The 21,742-nt window shown below is 53.8% G+C and carries 18 protein-coding genes; 3 read left to right on the top strand and 15 right to left on the bottom strand.

Annotated features, from left to right (window positions below):
* Positions 1 to 13 precede the first annotated feature (13 nt).
* From HWX89_RS06175 to HWX89_RS06225, 11 genes are all read right to left on the bottom strand, one after another.
* Positions 14 to 1,642, bottom strand: a complete 1,629-nt coding sequence (locus HWX89_RS06175; protein WP_138793501.1) for an O-antigen ligase family protein — start codon at positions 1,640 to 1,642, stop codon at positions 14 to 16.
* Positions 1,620 to 2,237, bottom strand: a complete 618-nt coding sequence (locus HWX89_RS06180) for a hypothetical protein (RefSeq protein ID WP_138793502.1) — start codon at positions 2,235 to 2,237, stop codon at positions 1,620 to 1,622. Before HWX89_RS06180 ends, HWX89_RS06175 begins: the two co-directional genes overlap by 23 nt.
* A 265-nt stretch (positions 2,238 to 2,502) precedes the next feature.
* The gene (locus tag HWX89_RS06185) at positions 2,503 to 4,737 is read right to left on the bottom strand and encodes a polysaccharide biosynthesis tyrosine autokinase (RefSeq protein WP_138793503.1); all 2,235 of its coding nucleotides are present in this window, start codon (positions 4,735 to 4,737) and stop codon (positions 2,503 to 2,505) included.
* A gap of 259 nt (positions 4,738 to 4,996) precedes the next feature.
* Complete coding sequence (locus tag HWX89_RS06190) at positions 4,997 to 5,758, bottom strand: VirB8 family type IV secretion system protein (RefSeq protein WP_138793504.1); 762 nt, start codon at positions 5,756 to 5,758, stop codon at positions 4,997 to 4,999.
* Between the two features lie 435 nt (positions 5,759 to 6,193).
* Positions 6,194 to 6,898, bottom strand: a complete 705-nt coding sequence (locus HWX89_RS06195) for a metallophosphoesterase family protein (RefSeq protein ID WP_353505665.1) — start codon at positions 6,896 to 6,898, stop codon at positions 6,194 to 6,196.
* A gap of 167 nt (positions 6,899 to 7,065) precedes the next feature.
* Positions 7,066 to 8,178: a glycosyltransferase family 4 protein gene (locus HWX89_RS06200; protein ID WP_178340642.1), complete on the bottom strand. Its 1,113-nt coding sequence runs from the start codon at positions 8,176 to 8,178 to the stop codon at positions 7,066 to 7,068.
* 300 nt (positions 8,179 to 8,478) lie between these two features.
* On the bottom strand, positions 8,479 to 9,834 hold the full coding sequence (locus tag HWX89_RS06205) for a glycoside hydrolase 5 family protein (RefSeq protein WP_138793507.1): 1,356 nt from the start codon (positions 9,832 to 9,834) through the stop codon (positions 8,479 to 8,481).
* Between the two features lie 171 nt (positions 9,835 to 10,005).
* Complete coding sequence (locus tag HWX89_RS26510; protein WP_138793508.1) at positions 10,006 to 11,202, bottom strand: glycosyltransferase family 4 protein; 1,197 nt, start codon at positions 11,200 to 11,202, stop codon at positions 10,006 to 10,008.
* A 67-nt stretch (positions 11,203 to 11,269) separates the two neighbouring features.
* On the bottom strand, positions 11,270 to 12,352 hold the full coding sequence (locus HWX89_RS06215; RefSeq protein WP_138793509.1) for a glycosyltransferase family 4 protein: 1,083 nt from the start codon (positions 12,350 to 12,352) through the stop codon (positions 11,270 to 11,272).
* Positions 12,349 to 13,563, bottom strand: coding sequence for a glycosyltransferase (locus HWX89_RS06220; RefSeq protein ID WP_138793510.1), 1,215 nt, complete (start codon positions 13,561 to 13,563; stop codon positions 12,349 to 12,351). Before HWX89_RS06220 ends, HWX89_RS06215 begins: the two co-directional genes overlap by 4 nt.
* A gap of 344 nt (positions 13,564 to 13,907) precedes the next feature.
* A complete protein-coding gene (locus HWX89_RS06225; protein WP_138793511.1) occupies positions 13,908 to 14,531 on the bottom strand; it encodes a hypothetical protein in 624 nt (207 codons plus the stop codon).
* On the opposite strand from HWX89_RS06225, the gene HWX89_RS06230 reads away from it, so the two are divergent.
* Both HWX89_RS06230 and HWX89_RS06235 read left to right on the top strand, forming a co-directional pair.
* Positions 14,478 to 15,407, top strand: a complete 930-nt coding sequence (locus HWX89_RS06230; protein ID WP_138793512.1) for a hypothetical protein — start codon at positions 14,478 to 14,480, stop codon at positions 15,405 to 15,407. The two genes, HWX89_RS06225 and HWX89_RS06230, sit on opposite strands and share 54 nt — an antisense overlap.
* 82 nt (positions 15,408 to 15,489) lie before the next feature.
* Complete coding sequence (locus HWX89_RS06235; protein WP_138793513.1) at positions 15,490 to 16,551, top strand: acyltransferase family protein; 1,062 nt, start codon at positions 15,490 to 15,492, stop codon at positions 16,549 to 16,551.
* Between the two features lie 78 nt (positions 16,552 to 16,629).
* Here HWX89_RS06235 and HWX89_RS06240 read toward each other — a convergent pair whose 3' ends face one another.
* Positions 16,630 to 17,238, bottom strand: coding sequence for a transglutaminase-like cysteine peptidase (locus tag HWX89_RS06240; protein ID WP_138793514.1), 609 nt, complete (start codon positions 17,236 to 17,238; stop codon positions 16,630 to 16,632).
* A gap of 127 nt (positions 17,239 to 17,365) precedes the next feature.
* Entirely contained in the window at positions 17,366 to 18,640 is a 1,275-nt protein-coding gene (locus HWX89_RS06245; RefSeq protein ID WP_138793515.1) for a lipopolysaccharide biosynthesis protein, read from the bottom strand.
* A gap of 308 nt (positions 18,641 to 18,948) precedes the next feature.
* Between HWX89_RS06245 and HWX89_RS06250 the strand changes: the two genes are divergently transcribed.
* Positions 18,949 to 19,515 (top strand): serine O-acetyltransferase, encoded by a 567-nt coding sequence (locus HWX89_RS06250; protein ID WP_138793516.1) that lies wholly within the window; start codon positions 18,949 to 18,951, stop codon positions 19,513 to 19,515.
* A gap of 64 nt (positions 19,516 to 19,579) precedes the next feature.
* Here HWX89_RS06250 and HWX89_RS06255 read toward each other — a convergent pair whose 3' ends face one another.
* Together HWX89_RS06255 and HWX89_RS06260 are read right to left on the bottom strand one after the other, a co-directional pair.
* Positions 19,580 to 20,362, bottom strand: a complete 783-nt coding sequence (locus tag HWX89_RS06255; protein WP_138793517.1) for an ATP-binding cassette domain-containing protein — start codon at positions 20,360 to 20,362, stop codon at positions 19,580 to 19,582.
* Positions 20,363 to 20,381: 19 nt separating this feature from the next.
* The gene (locus tag HWX89_RS06260) at positions 20,382 to 21,695 is read right to left on the bottom strand and encodes a sugar ABC transporter permease (protein WP_138793518.1); all 1,314 of its coding nucleotides are present in this window, start codon (positions 21,693 to 21,695) and stop codon (positions 20,382 to 20,384) included.
* Between the last annotated feature and the right edge of the window lie 47 nt (positions 21,696 to 21,742).

Raw genomic sequence — 21,742 nt, forward strand, 5'->3', positions numbered from 1 at the left:
CATACAATACCCGTTATCGGTCCATACCGGATGCGCCAGCCGACACCACCTCAACCGGCAGACTATGCATCTCCTGTTCACCGCTTACACCGTTTGAAGACCGGCGTCTGCGTTTTCCTTCTTGTCCACTCGGCCTGACGCAAATCGTCACAAGTGGTGCGACCACAGTAGCAAAGCTGATGGCAAACCCAGGGATCTGGATCGAGAAGTCAACCAGTGAATGGAGCGCCAGAACGAGAAGGAGGGCAAAACCGAGATTACCGGCAAATCGGTAACGCTTGCGCTTGCGCATTCCCCGCGCAAAAACCAGCATCAATGTTGTGACAAAGACAACAGCCAACGGAACAAAGAACCAGCCAAAGGCGATCATGCCTTCCAGATAAACGTTGTGCGCCCGCACCAGCAACGTATCGATGCCGCATGCAGGATTATGATAGGGAGCATAGGCCTGCGCGAAACTCGCCAATCCGGTACCCCAGGGTAAATTGTCACTCAATACCGTCAAAATACCTGGCATGAAGCAAAAGCGAGCATCATCGAAGCCGAGGGCTGATGCACGCAACAGAAGTTGCCCTGAAAACACCAGTGCCATCAGCAACACGACGACAACGATACCGATCAGTACGACGAGACGCCGACGACGCGAGGCTCTTACCGCTCCGGGAACACTGTGCTTGGCCAGATAATCAGGTTTCAGCACCATCATAGCAGACAGGAAAACGAGACCGGTGAGACCAGCCGCCACCCCACCCCGCGATTGTGTGAGGACAAACGCCAGAAAGACGACGAGGCAAGAGCCGCCCCACATAACAGCACGCAGCAATCTGCGTCGGTCCTCCGCATAGAGTTTGATGTTGCTGTTGGCCATTGCCCACACCCGCGGCAGATCTGTCTGCGCGGCCGCGCGCCAGAAATGCGACAAGGCGACCAACAGCGTCACGGAGAAAAAAGTCGCCGCCGTATTGCGATTGACGAAAACACCTGTGAGGCTATCGCGGTAATACAACTTTTCACTCAGCAGAAGCCGCGACGGGAAGGCCAGGAACTGGACAAGCGCGAGAAAGCTGATGATTGCACCACCAACCGCGAAGACTCTCAGCGCCGCCCGAGCCCGATCGTCCGTATCGAACAACACAAGGGCACTGATGAAAAAACCAAACGGCAGCGCCACCGAAAGCAGCGCGAAACGGTCGTCCGCAGGCGTTATGGACGCAATCAGGTCGGGTGGATGAGATGTGAACAATCCAGCCGACTTCCAGGCCGGATGAGCAGAAAACATACCCGGCATCGTCTGAAGATATACCAGCAACATGACTGTGAGCAGCAACAGGCAGGCAATCGTAACAATGTTGCGGGCATGCGGCGGCACGCCGAACAGCAGCAGCGAGACGCACAGATGCGCAAAAATCGCCGGTGCCAGTGTCGCCCTCATTTCCTCACTAACTGCACCATAGTCTGAGAGGCCAAAGAACAGAGCAAACCAGAACGCGACAACGAGCAGTGCGTGCGCGGCATCACGTGGCCTCAAAAGGAAGCTGAGAACCGGCTGCGCCATCCGCCCGGTAATGCCAGCCGCTGATGTTTTTCGATGACGCCCAGTCACAACGTCTGGGAATAGATCAGTTTCCCGTGGTGCAGACATCGCCAACCTTTCCGCGAACCCCCGTACCGGCCCGAGAGCACAGCAGCGCGAAATCAGCCTGACGTGCCGTTGCTGTCATGCTCAAAGCGGGTTCGGACAACTGTTTCCAGAATGCAACGCGGGCCTCGAGCACATCTGGATCGGCGGGTGCCAGCAATTGCGACATGTTTGTCAGCGCTGCGACCTCCTCTGCAAACGGCACCTGAAGCGAACGTATCATCGCCAGGCGCAACCAGAACTCCCCATCCTGAGGCAGACAGGCAATGCCGTGGCGGAGATAGTGTTCGGCAAAGGCAAGCGTCGCTTTCCACTCCTGCGGCGCCTGAACCTCGCTCTTGCGATCAACATCCTGCAACAGCAGCCGCATCCCGGCTTTTAGAATGGTCGAGCGGCAGACGTTTTCATTGACGATAGCAGGCAATTTCTCAACAGCCCGGTCCAGCGCCCTGTCGGAAATGGAGCCACTCCGTCCCGCCGCAGTCGCGAGCCTGGAAAGAGAGGAGAACTTTGCAGTCTCGATAAAAGCTTTTGCAGAGATTGCGAAAACGCAGCAGGTCACAATCAGCACGAGACCCGCCGACAAGTGGCGTGTCACGAAACTGCGCCAGTGACTGGGCTGACTTCCCCTCAATGCGATAACCCTTGAAAATTCATTCTAAAAATTATTGATGCTTATCAAGTTGATGCCCTAAAAAAAAAAGGAACACCTCAACCATCCTTGCCAACCGCTGAAGCGCTTATCGACGCTTGGTGCGTATCACGAAATCGACGGGAAGCGTCTGGTGCTTGCAATCGTCCACGGACATCAAACATTCCGGCGAGGATTGCCTCTGGCTTGACGACAGAAGCAATCCCCATTCTCATTTTTCGTCGTGATAATATCCAGTGTACCGAGAGTTATAATAATCGCCCGAACCATAGGCCCGATAGAGCTTGAGCTTCTCGAGATCGACACGGTTGAGAATAACGCCAAGGCATTTGTCGCGGATCACCGGTTCATGTACCAGTACGTTGCGAACCGCACGGCGCGCTGTCTGGCCCCACTCCACGACAAAAATGAAGCCATCCATACGCGTACCGATCGCGCGAGCGTCGATGACCGGCCCGAGCGGTGGGAGGTCCACGATCACATAATCAAATTCGGCACCGAGATCGCTAAGCAGCTTGCGCATAGCCCCCGACATCAGCAATTCGGAGGAATGCGTTACGCGCTGCTTTACAACGGTTGGCAGGAACGCCAGCCCAGTCTTCTGATTGAACAGAAGCGCATCGCGATAATCGACACCATCCAGCAACACTTCAAGAAGCCCGGCCTTGGCGTGGCGGCCCATGGCTCTCGTTGAGCCGGGATTGCGAATATCGGCGTCAATCAGAACGGTCTTTGCGCCCTGATTGGCAAGAAGTTCGGCAAGGTTGGCCGAGATGGTCGACTTTCCCTCGCCCGGTAACGTCGAAACAACACCGATGACGCGGCACTGCTTCGACGGCAGGTTGAGATCAATGGCGAGCCTTGCGCTTCTTAGCGTCTCTGCCATTGAAGAAAGCGGATACTCGATAACGTAGTCGGAGACGCTTGAGGTCTTCAGAACAGCGCGGCTCTTGTCGTAGCCGTCAGCAGCGTTCGAAACTGGTTTACCGTCAATTTCGTTCACGTTGCCAAGGAATTCCTGCCCAAGCACCTCGCGCACCTGATCTCCCGTACGGAAGAAGCGGTCCCTGAATTCGCGGCCGGCGCCGACGCCCATACCAACGACACCACCCAAGAGTGTAAAGAATGCCAGGATCAGAGGCTTGACGGGCGAACTTGCCCGGTTCGGCGGCGTCGCATTGGAAATTACGCGCGCTTCAGTGACAGGGAAGGACTGTTGCTGAACCGCTTCCTGATAGCGTTGCAGGAATGTCTGGTAAAGGTTCTTGTAGGTTTCGGATTCGCGTTGCAGTTCACGCAACTGAACCTGCGTTTCGCTGGCCGTCGAGGAAACATTACTGGCCTGCTCTACACTTTCCCGCAACTGCTGTTCGCGCGCGGCATCGACTTCGAGATCGCTCTTGTAGCTCTGCGCAACGCGGCTGACTTCTTCGAACATCAGGCGTTTGTATTCCTGCATTTCATTACGCAGGCGAACGGCTTGAACATGCTGCCTTCCAAGACGAGCGGAGATTTCCGCCTCGGTCTTCGAAGACTCCAGATATTTCTTTCGCAGATCGTTGGCGACCGTGCTGTCAAGAATATCGGTAACAACGGCATCCACTTCGTCCGAAGACAGGATCGTTTCAATCCGCTGCAAACGAGCCCGCGCTTTCGCCGTATCCGATTGCGCTGCGATGAGTGCACTGTTCAGTTCGGAAAGCTGCTGGTCGGAGACAAGACCATTACCAGCCTGGACAAGGCCGTTGGTGGCACGGAACTTCTGAACGGCAAGGTCTGTTTCGAGTGCTTTCTGGCGCAGTTCGGCAATACGATCGCTCAGCCAGTCGCTGGCGCGCCGTGTTGCTTCGTATTTCGAATTCAACTTATCGAGCAAATACTCCGATGCGATCGTGTTGGCGACATCCGCAGAAAGCTGCGCCGATACCGACGTATATTCAACTTCAAGGACATAAGTCCTTCCAACACGCGAGACATCGAGATTGCGGAGCAAAGCATCTGCCGCACGCTGACGCTTCCGATCAGCCTCGTCTTTCGCATCCGTCTCACTTTCAGCTGCAAACCAGCCGCCGATGTTGAGAACGGAGCGAATTGCGCCAACCGCTGTACCAATGATCGAACCGCTACCGGAATTGAATTGTGGATTTTCCGTGAGGTTCAACTTGTCGACAACAGCGAGGGCGATCGTGTCAGACTTCAGCACTTCCACCTGGCTGAGAACGGATGCTTCCTCGTCCGCAACAGCGCCAACAGTCGAAAGTTGCTCAACCACCTGTCCATTTGTCCGGTCGATCAGAACTTTCGCTGACGCCGTATACAAGGGTACCGCCGTCGCGAGATAACCGGCACCAAGTAAAATAGCGGCAAAAACAGAGACAGCGACAACGCGCCACTGTCTCTTTATCACAGCGAAAACAGCGTCAAAATCGCTGAGTTCGAACTGCATTGGCTCATCAGGTTGATGGGTGCTTACATTTGTCAGGTCGGGTCTGTGGAGCAATTGCAATTCTCACCTCGTAACAAAAGTTCGGTTCAAACTGGCGATCCGGCTCCAAGCTTTTTTTCAAAAGCCGACAACCGGAGCATCACACTCCTCCGAAGTCTTTTTCTCAATAAAGGCATTACATAAAAACAAATTTGAATATTACTTCTGACAATGACTTGCCGAGGTAAGGTCGGGGAACCGGCGTAAAGCCGGGTCCACATTATTGCAGAACAGGGCTGGTCTCAGCCGTTGTACCGGTCGTCGCCGTTGATGTGATCGTTCTCGTACGACTTGTCGGCGCCCCCACGCCAGCAGTCTGTGTGACCGGTTCCGATGTATTGTTTTCTCCACCACCACTGAACGGGCTAGTCGCGCTACCCGTAATGTCTCCGCCGCCACCAGCGCCAGCACCAGCGGCTCCCGCAGCGCCGGCAGCCGTCAGCAATGTGTTGTCGAGAAAGGCTTCAGAAAGAGCGAGCGGCGCGTCACGCGACGTCGCCTGCGTCTGGATGGCTGCAGCAAGCGTAATATCTCCCCCAGCCGCGCGAAGCGTGTTTGCCGCCAGCGCAAGCCCTTCACCAAATACTTCCGATAGCGGAATAGAGTTCGTCTCGCGGGCAACAGAAATGATCGATGCGACATTGCCTGGTTCTGCCAATGCAAAGGCAGACGCCTGCTGAGCAATGACAACTGGCTCCGCATCGGCGGCCAGGGTCAGCCCCTTCATCAGTTCCGCCGCCAGCGTACGCGGCGTGCCCTCGGCAATGGCAATCGTCACCAGCGCCCCAAGATCTCCGGGCGTCGCCTTCAAAAGACCCTCAGTTGCTCGCGAAATTTCCAACGGACTGACGTCCATGACGCGTTTGAGAAAATCTCCGGCAGCTTCCCCTTCGGCGCGAGCCAGTGGCGAAGAGGCTTGCACGTCTTGTGCGACAGGTGCAGTTTCGGTCGGCTGTGGCTCGACGGTCTGCGCTTGCGCCATCCCCCAAGAACCAACACCAAAACCAAGAATAGTAGCAATAATAAATTTATTATCAAAATACCTAAACAAGAAATATACCTCTCAGGCTTTACCCGGAAATCATATGCCACGCTCTCCACAGCGCTTCAACCCGAGCAGGACGAACCCGCTTTTTCGATTGGCATGTCGTCCGAAAGACCGCTCCCCAGCCTAGAAAAAAAATCCAAAAATCAACAAAAAAAGAAACATAAAATCGACAATTCGAGAATCTTGGAATTATCGCCGCCAGATTCAACTGTTAATCATATATAAACGAATTTTGATCGGCTGCCAACTCGGCAGCGTGCGAAATGCACAGCCCTCTTCATTGGCGCAATAATCGGCACATATTTCTCAACTAACCTTCTTTCCATGCAAAAAAGCAGGTGCGATGTGCCAATGCGAAAGCATAACACGTCAGACAAGAAGTGTTGGGCGTTCACCTTTTACTTTTAACACTGTGAGCCGGCCGGTCGTGACAGCACCTGTATCGATACCGATCCGGCCCGGACCAACCTGTGGCGCCTCCACAGGTGTATGGCCATGAATGACAGTGAGCGGCAAGCGTGACCCCTCCACCAGAAACGGTTCGCGAATCCACATCAGATCCTGGTCAGTCTGCCCTTCAAGCGGTATGCCCGGCCTGACGCCAGCGTGAACGAAGAGATGTTTTCCTGATCTGAGAGATACAGGCAGATTGCTCATAAACTGGACATGCTCCTGGGGAACGGCTGCGAACATGGCACGCCTGAATTCTTCCTCAGGCCTTCCACGCCCACCGAGAAAATAGTCTGCATCGACACCATAGGAAAGAAGTGTCTGACGGCCACCAAAATCCAGCCACCAGAGATTGCTGCGAGGATTTCGCATAAAGTCCAGAAATGCGTCTTCGTGGTTGCCGCAGATGCAGACACGTCTGATATTTTCAGGTGGACGCTCCAAAAGATGCTGAACCACACCTGCCGAATCCGGCCCGCGATCGATATAGTCGCCGAGCATGACAATAACGCCTTGCGCGTTGTTCTTTTCAAGATCGAGCATGATCTTACGTTCGGCGTCCAGCAACAGGTCAAGGCGGCCATGCACATCACCGATCGCATAAAGCGGGAACGGCGCAGCCACGTCACCCAAGTCAATCCTTCTGCGCAACGGCTTTTCCGATACCTTGATGCTGCGGCGGATAAATAGTCTCGTCAGTACCTTCAACATTAAGCGGTGATACTCTGCCCTATCGCGTCTTCATCCAGCACGGAACCGCCTGTACGTGGCAGCCCATGAACACAGTGATGCTATCGAGAGAATTCCTCTGCCGATTGCACTGTCGCGGCGCGATATTTCGACCCGACCATTTCTGTATAGACTGCGTCGATTGCCCGCACCATACGGTCAGATGTGTATTCGGCAAGAAAGCGCGTGTTGCCGCGCTCACCCATGTTGCGAAGATCTTCAGCATCCAGATTTGCAAGGAAATCATGCAGGGCGCGGTCGTCTTCCGGGGGGACGAGATAACCAAATCCGCCATTGCCGAGGATTTCCTTCAGGCCACCCACAGCCGATGCAACGACCGGCTTGGAAAGACGCATGGCTTCCACGGCAACCAGACCAAAACCTTCCCAGCGGGAGGGAATGACGATGATGTCGCTGCTCTTCATCTGTGCCGCCACACCATCTCGATCCAGCCAGCCGAGTTTGGTGATGGACGGCGGAAATTCTTCCACTTTGAGGTTACCATCAACAGCCACCTCACCGACGAGGCGTACACTGATACGGTCTTCCAGTCCATCCACAGCCTTGAGCAGAACGTCTAACCCCTTCTGGTAGTCAAACCGCCCCGCAAAAAGCACCTTGCTGCGGTTGTCCTTCCACTCTGCCGCTTGAACACTCGGCACATCCTTGCTGATGCCATTGGCAATATAACGCAGCCTCTCGGGCCTTACGCCAAGTTCAAGTGCCCGCTTATATTCGTATTGAGAAATCACGATGATCTCATCCGGCAGCCTGGCCAGCAGGCGCTCAGTGATTTCTGCGATCGCACGTATGCGATGGGCGCTCTTCATATCCACCGACCAGCCATGCGGGCAAAACGCGATTTTCGCGCGTCTGGAACATCGCAACGTCCGGACGATCAGACCTGCAATCGATGAGTGGGCATGGACCACATCAGGTTTGATCGACATCAACGCCTTAACGTACTGACGCAGCAGAAAAAGCGTACCCCAGAGCCTGCGTGGGCGATGAAACGTGATAATACTTGGCCGTGCAGCAACAACCGACGGATCGAGAAACGACATCTGAGATTCGGGAATAAGAAGAACAATGTTCTCGGCTCCATACTCCCGCACCTGATGAGGTATCAGCTCGGCAAGATAAGAGCCTGTCCCGCCAATTATGCTTTCGCACACGTGTAATATCTTCATTATGGCAGTAAGCTCTAAATTTAATAAATTAAGTTTTGGGTCGAAGTTGTATAATTATAAAATAGACAGCTCATTCTTGGTCTAAGGCACATCAGCACAAGGCCTGCCCAAAAAATATATTTCCGATAAACGCACTTAAAAATCGAATTATTACGGAGATTAAACTTAACGCTCCAATAAAAACAAAGCAAAAACCATCGACAACATATCTCTCTACAATATCACGGTAAAACCGTTGTTTCCATGCAGAAAGTTATTTTACACCCGTTTGCACCGGAAATGTGCTTATCCGGATACATTGAATTTCAATTCGGTCGGACCGCTTTGCGGAAAATCGAGTATCACAGGTTCCGGACCAATCTGGATGGCGTCACCTGTAAATGCCAAAGGTCCGTTACATAGAAGCTTTGCTGTCGGCCTGCTGGTTGCGTCCGCAATCAGTTGCGCAGTTCCTGTGTTCGCCGTCGTCCACGCTACGAGGCGCATGCCGACGGGTGTTTCCAGTTGCAGTGTAAACAGATCGGGATGCGGACGTTGCAGGGCATATCGCTTGGAGCTTTTGATAAGCTTTACAGCTTCACGCACCGCGCATGCCTCAGGTTTCGGTTTGTAGTCGTAGTCGTAGAGCCCAAAATTATCCTCGAGATCGTCCTCCTTCTTTCCCGAATTCTTGAGCTGGTAAACCCATGCGCCTTTAAGCCACGGCGTCCCGGCCGACCAGAGAAAAAATTGCGCCATGTTTGCTGCAGCGATTTGCGGCTCGATACCACAATGGTGTTTGGCAGTCGGCCATCCGAATTCTGTTACATAGACAGGTCGCGGCGGCGCACCCGGAGAGATTTCTGCCTGCAATTTTTCAAGTCTGTCGACCATTTCAGTCGCAGTGCGTTTGCGCAACTCAGCTTCACACTGGTTATAAAGATGCACTGACAGGCTGACGTCCGGCCCGGCACTGACCTCTTGAACCATAGCCTTGGCCCAGGCCCAGCCGATGTCATCTCCGACAGCGCCATAAAGCACAGTGGCAGACGGTGCCGCCGCACGCGCCACAGGCAAAGCGGACTTCGCAAGCTGCGCATAATAGGTCGCAGCGCGCGGATCGTCAGGCGTTCCGGCACCACGAACGCGTTTCTCAAGCCGAACCGCATTCATGTTCCATTCGTTCCATATTTCGTAAATCGGATCGAATTTCGCCGTGGCTTTTACAACCTCGCCGATGAAGGTCTCGAAATGCCTGCGCCCCTCCGCATTGATGGGTGGATTGGCCCCTTCAATATTCTGGTTGGGATAACCCGCCACCAATAGCGGCTTTTGCGATGCCATTTTCATGAAGGCGAATAGTCTGGCAGGCTGGCCATTCCATCGACCGTCGCCATCCGGGTCGAAATCAATCCAGGGGACATCGTCACGATAGGAATCGACTCCCAACTCGTTGATAAGGACTACCCCTCTATGAGGCACGTAGTTGTGATTGCCACCAATACCGAAATGCGTTCCGACGCCCGTTATCAACGGCGAGGGCCGTTCGACTAGCATCTTCGTGTCGACCGGTACGGTAATGTCTTTGCTTGCAGCACTGTCGCAGGCCGCAAGAACAAATTGGCACAGAAGCAAAGACAAAAAACTATTGAGCCGCTTCATTCGATAAGCTCCGTACGCAATATGAAATTTTAAAAATAACGTCGAAATACACTTTTCTCGGACGGCTTTCGCCCGGATCTAATCTCTAACCTGTAACCCAATTCCGCCTTTCCCACCACCCAGCGCGGAAAACTTTGTCGTTATAACGCTTTTCGTGAGGGCGAAACGACTTCAGACCAGGTTCGCTACCCTATTGTAAACACTCCTATAATCACGCAGCAAATCCGCAAACGACCGGCGCGTGGCAGAACGCAAAGCAAGCGCAGCACTGGCATCACGCACAAGATCTGGCTTCAGAAGTAGCCGGTTTAGCATCTCACGGATTGCCTCCACAGTCGGCTCCACAATCCAGCCCGTGACGCCATCTTCTACCCCCTCAGAAATGCCGCCCCTGCTGCTGCCGATCACAGGGCGCCCCGCCGCAAGTGCATCGAGAATGACCAGACCAGCCGGTTCCTCCCAGATCGATGGTGCCACGCAGACATGGACGTCATGATAAAACTCCACGGGATCGACAAAACCCAAAAACTGGAGGTTCGCCCCCGGTGCGAGTTGGCGCAGACGAGCCTCGTCTTCAGCCGTGACAGAGCCAGCCAGTTTCAACTCAAGCTGTTCTGAAGGCACTTCTGCGACAGCCTGGATCAGCCGTTGCACGCCTTTTTCCTCGGCAAAACGACCGATGTAACCGACCTTTAGAACACCATCATACGGCACCGGCTGCTCCAATCTTATCGCGGGGTTGGCGACGTGGTGAATGACGTGGGAGCTTGTGCCGTCAAAAAGCCCTTCGCTGCGATGGACATCAAGCGTCCGCCGACTGACGCTCGTAACCGCATCTATCAGACGCGTTCGCTGCCGCCTTTTTTGAGTGAGAAGTGAACACGCCCCACAAGCATGCTCGCAGGGTTCAACCGCCTTGAATCGCGTACACTTGGGACAGGTCAGATAATAGTCGTGCAGAGTATGCACGATTGGTATGCCCAGTGCGCGTGCGACGTTCCAGACGTCGGCGTTGTGCCCGTTCAGCGTGTGGGAATGAAACACATCCGGCTTGACCTCCTTGAGAACATCCCGAACGAGGCTGGAGGCTTGTCCGCGATCATCGATCAAATGCCACGCCATCCGTGCCAGAGGGTTCTTGTTTGCCTCGAATGGCGGGAACAGGTTTCGGATTGGTAGAAAATGCACGGTAACGCCGTTGGCAATTTCCTGTCTTGCCGTTCCGTCCAATGCAATCCGGATAACGATGACATCGTCACCCGTCGCTGCCAGTCCCTCGGCGAATTGCCGCAGAAACATTTCCGCACCACCGAAAACCCAAGGTTCCTTTGGTGTGGGGTAAAGTGCTGAACAAAGGGCAATGCGCACGTTTTAACCTGACTGGAGCAATCAGACGGTTTCCATCCCCTGCCCGCTCCCTAAAATGCCAATTCGCCTAGACGGTTTGCAGATACTTCAAAAGTTTCTCGGCACTCTTTTCCCACGTAAACTGCTGCAGTGTGCTGCGAGAGTGTTCAAACGCCGAAACAAGAATTGACCGATCGGTGGTGACGTCGCGAATGGCGCGCTCAAGTCCTTCCGGGTTTGTCGGACTAAAGTAGATCGCAGCCGCACCACAGACTTCCTTGAGCACATCGATATCGCTGACAAGCACGGGCGTACCGCATGCCAGCGCCTCAATGGGCGGAATACCAAAGCCTTCATAGAGGCTTGGAAACAAGAGCGCATAGGCATGCCGATAAAGCGCAACGATCGCCTCGTCCGAGACACGCCCGGTATAGATGATGTTCGATGCTTCAATGAGCTTGCTGTCCGCGAACACCTTTGAATTCGCCCCACCCGAAACAACAAGTTTGAAATTCTTGGGCGCGGCCTTCAAAAATGCATCGATGGCAAAATCGATATTCTTGTGGGGCGCCTTTGATCCGAGAATGAAGAAGTAGGGTGCGTCGGCAAGGCCGAGTTTTTCAATGATACTACTATCAGCATCGATGCGCAGAATGTGATCATGGCCGTTCGCGAAAACGGGAATGGCCCGCTCCGGCACCTTCAAAACCTGTGCGATCTCCCGCGCAGAAAAATCGGAAACCGTGCCTATTCTGGCAATCCGTGAACACACGCCGTCGATCAACATGTGCAGGGAGCGATAGGCTTTGGAAAAGTACTGAGGGAAGCGGTAGATCACCGCATCATGGATAATCAGCAACTGATGTAACTTAAACAGCGGCGCGCTGTTTGCAAGATTGAGAAGATAGCCGTCCCGAGCAAGCCATGGCAGGTAGAATTGCTCCCAGCCATGTCCGCCGAAGGCGCCAGCCTTCTTCTGCCTGATATGCATAAGCGGCAGGGTGTCATCGCAACGACCCGGCACGAGCAGAACGAACTCAAAATTGTCTCTCAGGTCCGGACTTGCTGCAAGCTGACGATCCAACGCTGTGACAATCTCGCGCGCGTAACGCTGAACCCCTGTCACAGCGCCAGTGAGGAAGCGTCCGTTGATATAGATGCGACGCGTCATAGCGGTCGCCCCTCACGCAGATCGTGAATGAACGACAATATCTCTTGTCCGATCGTGTCCTGGTTGAAACGCGCTTTGTGCTCTGTGGCGTAGGCACGCCAGCCATTCAACAGCACGCGATCTTCCAGCAACTTTTTCAGCATCGCCTTCCAAGCAGCGTGATCGCCCGGCGGCAACAAGGCTCCGCTCCTGCCGTCATCAACGAGTTCGGGAATCCCACCACGGTTGCTGGCAAGAACAGGGAGCCCCTGGCTAAGAGCATGGATCGCGACACCAGGCGAGTTTTCCGCCCAGATCGACGGCACACAGAGAACGTCGCTGTTTTCGATCAGATTGCTCAATTCCGTCTGTGGAATAAAGCCCGCGAAATGGCACCATCGCTCGTTCCCGTAACGTGCACGCAGGGCGTCCTCATCTGTGCCGCGGCCCGCGATCGTGATGGAAAACTGGTGATCGTCAGCAAGTTCCGAAAGCACTTCAAGCAGAAGATCTATGCCCTTTGTCGAGTGAATCCGCCCCGCGAACAGGATGCGCAAATAGTCAGCCTCTACCCGTTCGACAGTTGGCTGCGGATACGTATTCGCGTCGAGAATGTCGGTATTTTTGAAGTTGCGGACAGGGAAGAAGTTCGCCACCGTCTCAAGGTTGGCCCGAGAAGGTGAGCAGAGCCCAAGCTTCACGACGTTTTTCATGTAGCCATACTTCACCTTCGCCGAGACGGCGCAGGGTTTGCAGTGGCCCGTACAATTGTCGCCATTTTTGTACATAGTGGTCTTGATACAAGCGAGATTGAGATCGTGCAGGAACATCACGACGGACATGTCTCGTCCTTCGAAACATTTGAGAATGTTGTGACCCATGCCCTGCGCCATATGAATGTTCACGTGGTCAGGCTGAAACTCGTCCAGCACACGGTTCACGAGGATCTCATTGCGCGGATCGAAATGGTCCTGCAAATGCCAGACAGGTTTGCGCCAGCCGCCAACCTGCTGCGCTGCCTTAACCGGGTAGATGTGCGGTGTGGTAAGGCGCCAGGTACGAAGCCCATCCACCATATCACCATGAAGGACGTCCGCTTCGCTGTTGGCAGACGTCAAAACGCCAACCTCATGACCCTGCTGAACCAGCCAACGCGCGAAATTCCACGCGCTCATTTCTGCCCCACCGACAATATTCGGCGGAAATAGCGCAGAAATCGTCAGAATGCGCATAATTATTCCTTATCAAATACATGCTGCGCGAGAGCGCCAAAAATCGAAACTGAAACCGGTATTCTTATTTCAAAAAATATACTGAAAATTCGAAGTCAAAAGGCACAACGTCCAGACCACCGGTAAATCCGGAGGCCCGTCATCAACGCCACCTAAACTTACTGACTGCTTTGCGATGCGGCAACCCGCCAATTGCGTGTCTGGTTAATCCGTATGATTTCAACATTACGATTACGCAACATTGCCTTTGAGCGCTGTAAATCTACCGCAATATACCTTGGGAAATTTACTGCAAACAATCAAAAATTCCGCAGTTGCGAAGGCTGGGTCTTGACGAAACGAGATCACCCACGAATAATTTTGAGAATATTTTGCATTGGCGTTTCTACGAGACACAATGCCCAAATTTGAATTTGAAGTTGTTGATTGCGAAAATCGATTGCACTGCGGGATGTTAGAGCCGGCGCGGCGCTGCAGACCGAAGACCCCGTAAAACCGCGGGAATAATATTTTTTAAGGACGTTCTTTTGAACAAGTTTCTCACGCGGCGTGGTGTCGAGCATTTCACCCTTATGTTCCTCACGGTCGCCTTCATGCTGTACGCGATGCGTGACGCACTGTCCGGCGCGATGCGGTATTATTTCGGGATGCTTCACATCGGCTTCGCCTGGTTCCTGATCGATGGAACGGCGTTCGCGGCGTTTTTGATCTTTGCGTTTCAGCAGATTTGGGTTCGCAGAAACCCTTATGGAATCTGGGTCGTTTTCTGCTTTGTATTCTCGCTGGCAATCAGTTTGCTCACGACCAACGACACAATTGTCGGCTTTTTCTCGTCCATCAAAATGTTTGTACCCATGTTCATCGGGCTGGCACTTGGCGGCATCTCGCTCGAGCAAAAACCCTGGGTGATGAAAATGCTGCGGTTCATCTTCGTGGCGACAATCGTTGGCGTTCTGCTCAATCCCCATGTCGATTATCCCTGGCTGGGGCAGCAATATGAAGTCTTCGGCGTTACCCGCGAGGCGACACGCCTATGGTGGGTACCGGGCGGAATCATCCGCTACGGCGGCTTCGCTGGCGACAACACGATGGCGAGTTATTTCATCGTTTTCCTCTTCACCATGCTCTCCAGGCACCACTCGTTTAAAATCAATCTTTTCTGCCTTCCCTTTGCGTTCTGGGCCATCAATACGACGACGAGCAAGACGGCACTTGGCGTGATGGTTGTAGCGGTGGGACTTTACCTGCTCGATTATTGTATTCGCAACAAGGCGATGAGCGTAGCTCTCCTGAGACTCTCAGCGCGCCTCTCCTTCCTTTGCCTTCTCGTGCCGCCATTGCTGATGCTGCTGGTGGGCGGCATGGATCTTGGCGCTGTCAGTGGCAAGCTGATGAGCCTTGAAGACCGGATCAACAATACCTGGCAGGAGCCCTTCCTTATCATGGCAGACAAGGCTCCCTTCTCAATGTTTACGGGATGTGGTCTCGGCTGTTTTACCTATCCGATGTACTACACCTCCTCGAGAGACCTGTTCATACCGCTGGACAATTTCTATCTGGCGACATTCCTGATGATGGGCTTCCCGATATTGTTCTTTTTTTACTCGATGTATCGCAGCACGTACTACACGACCGATATTTCCAAGCTGAAAATGATGACCATTTTCAACATCTACGCCGTAACGGTCCAATGTTACGGTCCGTCCTTCGCCACGCTTATGGTTGGTTATATTTTCAGCGACATCTTTGCTCTCCGGATGAAGCAGGAAGCAAAAGGCAGGACACCCAAACGACTTCGAACGTTTTCAGACAGGCTCGAACCTGTTGGCGCAAACGCAGCCTGACCGGCACATTTTTCATGCAAGGGAAAACCTCCCTTATTTTTGACGATTGAAATTTCCGGCAACGGGAAAAGGAATATTCCAGATGATTGCAGAGACGCCCAAATCTCAATCCAGATTTGTGTATATAGATTGCGTTCGCGGTGTGGCCGCACTCTACGTCCTGCTACAGCATGCCTTTGAATATGCGGGTTTTATTTCCGTCAAAGGCGAAGGGCCGTATAACTGGTTTGCCAATTTCGGGCAGGCTGGCGTGTTTGCCTTCTTTCTTGTCAGCGGCTTCGTCATTCCGTTCAGCCTGGAGCGTTCAAAATCCACCTCGGACTTCTGGGTCAAGCGCGTCGCCAGAATCTACCCCCTCTATCTTTTCATCTTTGCCGCAACGTTTCTGACGCGGACCTTTATCGAAGGCATTCCCGTCGAGAGACCGCTCGAAATGTTTTTCGGCCAACTCTTTTTTCTCAACTCATGGATCGGCCTCGAGGATTATGTCGGCGGTTCATGGACGCTCGTCATCGAGTTCATGTGGTATATCGGTCTGTTTTTATGGTGGCGCGCTGCCGGAGGAATTCGCCCCAGGTTGCTGCTTTGCGTCGCGCTTGCACTGTCGATCGTCGTGACTGTCATTGCCGTCTCGTTTCCGGTGCGTGTTCCGCTCGGACGTCTCGGCATGATGCTGGCCTGCTGCTGGGGGCTTTTCATACTGGAATATACCAAAGGTACATTCAGCCGACAGCAATTCTGGTGGATCAACCTCGTCTTCGTGGCGGTGTCTGCGACGATCCTCTACGTCGGTTTTGGTCTTCGCCCCTCCCGGCGCCTGGCGGAAATGCTGCCATTCAGCGTAGCACTCGCCTCTTGGGGCATCGGTGCCATAACCTTCTTTTTCTTCTACGTTTTCCAGAAATCCAGTCTGGTCTGCAATAGCTGGCTGGCACGGCTCGGCACCATCAGCTATTCGGTCTATCTCGTGCATCCGGTGCTGCTCAGCACTCTCGTCTACTTGGGCATGACCGGTTATCCGCTCCTCGTCATCGGCATCGGAATGACGATTGTCGCAGCCACGTTGACGTACCGCTTCGTCGAAAAGCCATTCATTTCATCAAGCCACAAGCACAAGCAAAAGCTTCAGACAAAGGCAGCTTGAGCCAGTTTTCATCCGAAGCAAATCTGGCACGTGTTGAGATTTGGACACGGGCGGCGAGCGCCCGCTCCTTTCAAGGCCTTATAGCGAAAGCCACTTGTTCGGGTCTTCTGGCGACTGGATCTTCACCCAGCGAAGCTGTGCGGCAAACCACGGTTTGACGACATTGGTGCGATTGTCGAGAACAAGATCACCCTTTGTCGTGCTGACGATGAGAACCGCGTGACCGACGCCGTTATTCAACCGCGCGGTGGCGATCCGCAGTGCACCTGAAGGCCAGCCGGCTTTCAGTAGCTGTTCGCGCTTCGTTAGTGCATAGTCTTCACAGTCGCCCTGCGTGACGTTGATCTTCCAGTCGTCAGCGGCACCGTTATCGTCGGAGTAAGCGATCTTCGTGTTGATTTCAGAATTGATACGCTGAAGCAGCGCACGTTTTTCCTTGATCAAATCAACCGTGGTTTCCGTTCCGTGTGTGCGGCACTGATCGCTTTCTGCTACACAGAATTTGGCGAAAGCAAATGGCGGTAGTGTCTCGCGGCGGGCGACCATGAAGAGGCCTGGACGACTTTGTGCGGCCGACCCACTACGGGCAATACCACCCGGCGTAAACGCTTGCGCCTGACCAAGTCCGACTAGAGCAGTGCTGACCGCCATCGCTGCAACCGTCGCAAAATGCCCAATTTTTCCCATCGCCTGCCACTCCTGATCGACCAGTTCTTTGCCTTATGCGAAGACCGTACAGGAGGCGAATTTCGATGCATTTAAATAGATAGATTGAATTTTATGTATTGGTTTCGATGTGAAAAAGATCTGTAGATCAGGCTGTTGAGACTGTTTTTGCACCCAAGGTTTCATCGCTGAACTTCACAAGGTAAGCCGCCTTCACGATGGCTGTGGCTGTGGCTGTGAGAAGTGCAGCGATGCCAGCTCCATTCAGTCCAAAGATACGCATCATGGCATAGGCAACAAAGATCATCACAACGACGCTCACCATGTTGATGAGCGCATAATGCCGGTCTTTCTTGATACTGGTCAGCCCGGTACTGAGCATATCCGAACAGGACCTGACGATGGCCGCCAGCAACATCAGCACGAACAGGAAACGATGTTCGGCGATCTGCTCCATATCCATGAAGCGGATCAGCACCTCGCATGCAACAAAAACGCCAATCCCGAGGATAACCGACATGACAGCAGTCTTGGTGAACTGCTGGTACATTGCCTTGCGCCAGTCCGCTGGCGTCCCTTCGCTATAGGCCCTGAAAAGGATCGGCAGCGCCACCTGTACCACCGCCGTACTGACCAGCGTCTGCAGTGAATTCGTGAGAGTCCAGAAGAAGGTGTAAACACCTGTCAATGTCAGGCCGAGAACGAAGTTTACGATGTAGCGATCCGCATACATCAGGCCAACGAGGCAAAGATCGCTAACATAGATCATCCAGGAGGTTTTCAGGCGCGACCGCAACCATTCATGGTGGATCGGAGCACGCGCTATATCCTTCATAGGCCACTTTCGAATGAAGTACGCCAAGGCGAACAAGGTTGGAATGTAAGATAAAATCCAGCCGAGAAAGACCCACTCTATCGAGCGAAACTCTGGAAGTAGCACTCCTGCCGCAATGACGACGGGCGCCCACAGAGCGGAGCGAAAGAAAACCAGTATGTTCGCCTGGATCGACATTTCCTGCGCTATCAATGGGATGTGAACATCCAGCGCGTAGGTTTCCAGCCACAGCAACATGAGGATGAGCAGATAGATGCGTTTAAGCTCGACACCGGTCGCTGCCAAGATACCGAGGCCGATCATGGTAACGACTGCGAGTGAAATCGTGGTCACCATAAGGCGGCTCTTCACGCGAGCACCGGCAAACGCCGGTGTCTGAGAAACCACATCGCGAGCAACGAAATAATTGAGCCCCCAGCCCACAAAAGCCGGCATGAAGCTGATCAGACCGACAGCTAGCCCATAAATGCCTGTCGCCTCAAGGCCTAGATATTTGACGATGTAGAACGAAAGGACAAATCGGAAAACCAGCGTGAAGCCACGCAGGCCAAGGTTCGAAAGGCTTTTCGCCGCCCCGAGTAATCTCATGAGAAAAGTCCGTGACCAAGAGACATTGCTCTTAGGTGCAGAAATTGAAGTAGGCTGAAAACAAAGAGCCGCAAACCGAACAGCCGCAAAGCCTTAAATCCTTTTCTTCGTTCTTGTCCGCTTGACCGGAAACCAGAACAGGAAGCAAAAAATATTAGAATAAAAATAAAGTAATTTGGCTTGTTGTGCGCCGCACAATCAACCATGATATTGCTCATAACATGGGCTATTTCAATTAGGAAGACCTAGCTCCGCAGGCTATATTTTCGCAGCAACGCATTTCACATTCACCACAGATTTTTAAACTCATGATTCAAGAAACAGTTTTTCAGAAAATAAAAGCGGACATACACAGCTTCGCCCGCGCCGACGGCGATCCGGTCAACCTCAAGCTCATTATCCGGTTGTTTTTCATAACAGCCGGTTTTCAGTTCGTTTTCGCACGCCGCGTTCAGGAAATACTGGAAAAAGTTCCAGTCGTCGGCAAGCCTTTGCGCCGCATATGGTGGTGGCTTACCTGTCTGATATTCAGCTCGGAAATAGCCATAGACACACGGACCGCAGGCGGGCTCTACATACCCCATCCGTACGGCATCGTTATTGGCGCGGCCACTCTCCACGCCAATGTCACGGTGCTGCAGAATGTGACGATCGGCAAACGTGGCAAGGCTGATGCGAGCGATCCGGTTATTGGGGAGAATGTCTTCCTCGGTGCGGGTTGTGTCGTGCTAGGGGGGGTAACGCTCGGCAAAGGCTCATCGGTGGGCGCAAATTCGGTGCTTTTGATCGACCTGCCCGAAGGTGCAACGGCAATCGGCATTCCTGCTAAAATTCGTCTTGCACAAAACGCCCAAACCATCACGGCGATCGCCTGATCCATTAAGCAAAACGCCCGGATAGACCGGGCGTTTTTCAATATCAGGAAAATGTCATCATGTTTCACACCGCGACGGCACCCGGACCTGGTACCGCACCGGCCGGCACCTTGCCGAGGATGATCATGCCAAGGACCTCGTCCTTCGTCACATCCTGTGTGCGGGCGTGACCAACAACCTTTCCGTTTTTCATCACGAATACCCGATCGGCGAGATCGAACACGTCATGGATATCGTGACTGATGAGAAAGATGCCAATCCCCTGCCGTTTCAATTCCTTTACTAGATCACCGACCTGCGCCGTCTCCTGGGGACCAAGCGCTGCAGTTGGTTCATCCATAATGAGGATGCGGGCATCAAACAGAATGGCCCGTGCAATCGCGACGGACTGCCGCTGACCACCTGAAAGCGCCTTCACCGGCTCCTTGAAGCGTCTGAAATTCGGGTTCAACCGCCCCATGACCTCACGCGCCGAGGCTTCCATGGCAACGTCATCCAACGTACCCCACTTCGTCTTCAACTCACGTCCGAGATAAAGATTTGCTGCGGCGTCGACGTTGTCGGCGACGGCCAGGGTCTGATAGATCGTCTCGATCCCGTATTTCTTGGCGTCGCGGGGATTGCGGATATCCGCATCCTCGCCGTTGATGAGAATTTCTCCGTTGTCCCGCCTGTAGGCGCCGGAAAGAATCTTGATTAGCGTCGATTTTCCCGCGCCATTGTGTCCCAGCAGGGCCACGACCTCTCCGGGGAAAAGATCGACGGAGGCGTTTTCCACCGCATGAATACCGCCGAAGGAAATGGAAATGTTACGCATTTCCACGAGGGGAGTGATTTGTTCAACCATATCGGTGTCTCCTCGGTTCTTACTTTGCGCGAGCGCGGTAGATGGTGTCGAGCCACACGGCCACGACGAGCACCACGCCAACGACGATGCGTTGGAAAGGCGTGTCGATCCCCACAAGCACCATTCCGGACTGCAACGACTGCATGACCAGCGCACCGAGCATCGCGCCCGCTATCGTTCCGACACCGCCAGCAAGCGACGTCCCGCCGATCACTGCGGCGGCGATGGTGTAGAGTTCATCCAGCTCGCCTTGCGCGTTGGTTGCGGCGTTAAGTCGAGCTGTCGATATTGCGGCTGCGATGGCGCAGAGCACGCCCATCAACGTGAATATCTTCACCGTCACCCAGCGGGTTTTGATGCCCGCCAATTCCGCCGCCTCCGGATTTCCGCCAATGGCAAAGACATAACGGCCAAAGCGCAGCCGAGTGGCAATAAATGTCATCACGGCACCGACAGCGAGCGCCATCAGCACCGGGATGGCTATGCCATGAGAGATGAACAAGCCACCATCCGGCCAAGCGATGCCATTCGCATCCGCGTAGTTGCGGGCGATGTTGACCGGCCACGGATAGCTGTTGACGATCGCAACGAAGCCAATAACGATGAAGCAGCCGAGTGCTGCCAGAAAATACTCCGCCCAGACGGGACGCAATGGAAAGCCAAAACGGCGACGCTGGTGCCTTGAGTTCAGGATCGCGGCAACAATGGCGAGACAGGCGACGATGGCAGCGATCCAGCTCCACGTAGCGCCAATCGACCCGCTGGTGCCGCCACCCATAAGCCGAAAGGTCGAGTCCATTGGAGCAACCGTACGACCGCTGGTGATGAACCACGTACCACCACGCCAAACCAGTAGGCCACCAAGCGTGACAATAAAGGACGGCACATTGAGGAAGGCAATGATGGAGCCTTGCAGCATGCCTATGCCACCACCGACGAGAATGCCGACCAAAAGCGTGATGATCCATGTCGCGCCGTGTTCGAAACCGAGGATCTGCGGCAAAATCTCCGCTTGGGTCACACCCATGATCATGCCGGAAAAGCCAAGGATGGACCCGACCGATAGATCAATATTGCGGGTTACTATTACAAGCACCATCCCCGTTGCCATAACTGCAACGGAGGCGGTCTGTACCGACAGGTTCCACAGGTTTCGCGGCGTCAGAAACAGGCCGCCGGAAAGGATATGAAATCCTATCCAGATCAGAAGAAGCGCACCAACCATGCCAAGAAGACGAGTGTCCAGTTCGGTCGCACTGATGAAGCGCGCAATTGAACCAGATTTGTCGCTCTTGGACGGCGTGGTTGAATTGGTTTGGGTAATGTCGGCCATGGACTGCCGGTCCTCCTCACGTCTGAAAGGCGCCGCGCCACTATCTG

This window comes from Rhizobium sp. RM (genome assembly GCF_013390595.1).
Lineage (GTDB): Bacteria > Pseudomonadota > Alphaproteobacteria > Rhizobiales > Rhizobiaceae > Agrobacterium.

Excerpts from the sequence above, each read along its gene's own strand:
- HWX89_RS06175 (WP_138793501.1), bottom strand. The coding sequence starts at position 1,642 with ATGTCTGCACCACGGGAAACTGATCTATTCCCAGACGTTGTGACTGGG.
- HWX89_RS06250 (WP_138793516.1), top strand. The coding sequence starts at position 18,949 with ATGATTCAAGAAACAGTTTTTCAGAAAATAAAAGCGGACATACACAGC.
- HWX89_RS06240 (WP_138793514.1), bottom strand. The coding sequence starts at position 17,238 with ATGGGAAAAATTGGGCATTTTGCGACGGTTGCAGCGATGGCGGTCAGC.
- HWX89_RS06255 (WP_138793517.1), bottom strand. The coding sequence starts at position 20,362 with ATGGTTGAACAAATCACTCCCCTCGTGGAAATGCGTAACATTTCCATT.
- HWX89_RS06245 (WP_138793515.1), bottom strand. The coding sequence starts at position 18,640 with ATGAGATTACTCGGGGCGGCGAAAAGCCTTTCGAACCTTGGCCTGCGT.
- HWX89_RS06230 (WP_138793512.1), top strand. The coding sequence starts at position 14,478 with ATGCTGCGGTTCATCTTCGTGGCGACAATCGTTGGCGTTCTGCTCAAT.
- HWX89_RS06215 (WP_138793509.1), bottom strand. The coding sequence starts at position 12,352 with ATGACGCGTCGCATCTATATCAACGGACGCTTCCTCACTGGCGCTGTG.
- HWX89_RS06235 (WP_138793513.1), top strand. The coding sequence starts at position 15,490 with ATGATTGCAGAGACGCCCAAATCTCAATCCAGATTTGTGTATATAGAT.
- HWX89_RS06225 (WP_138793511.1), bottom strand. The coding sequence starts at position 14,531 with ATGGGGATTGAGCAGAACGCCAACGATTGTCGCCACGAAGATGAACCG.
- HWX89_RS06260 (WP_138793518.1), bottom strand. The coding sequence starts at position 21,695 with ATGGCCGACATTACCCAAACCAATTCAACCACGCCGTCCAAGAGCGAC.
- HWX89_RS06185 (WP_138793503.1), bottom strand. The coding sequence starts at position 4,737 with ATGCAGTTCGAACTCAGCGATTTTGACGCTGTTTTCGCTGTGATAAAG.
- HWX89_RS06205 (WP_138793507.1), bottom strand. The coding sequence starts at position 9,834 with ATGAAGCGGCTCAATAGTTTTTTGTCTTTGCTTCTGTGCCAATTTGTT.
- HWX89_RS06220 (WP_138793510.1), bottom strand. The coding sequence starts at position 13,563 with ATGCGCATTCTGACGATTTCTGCGCTATTTCCGCCGAATATTGTCGGT.
- HWX89_RS06190 (WP_138793504.1), bottom strand. The coding sequence starts at position 5,758 with ATGGCGCAAGCGCAGACCGTCGAGCCACAGCCGACCGAAACTGCACCT.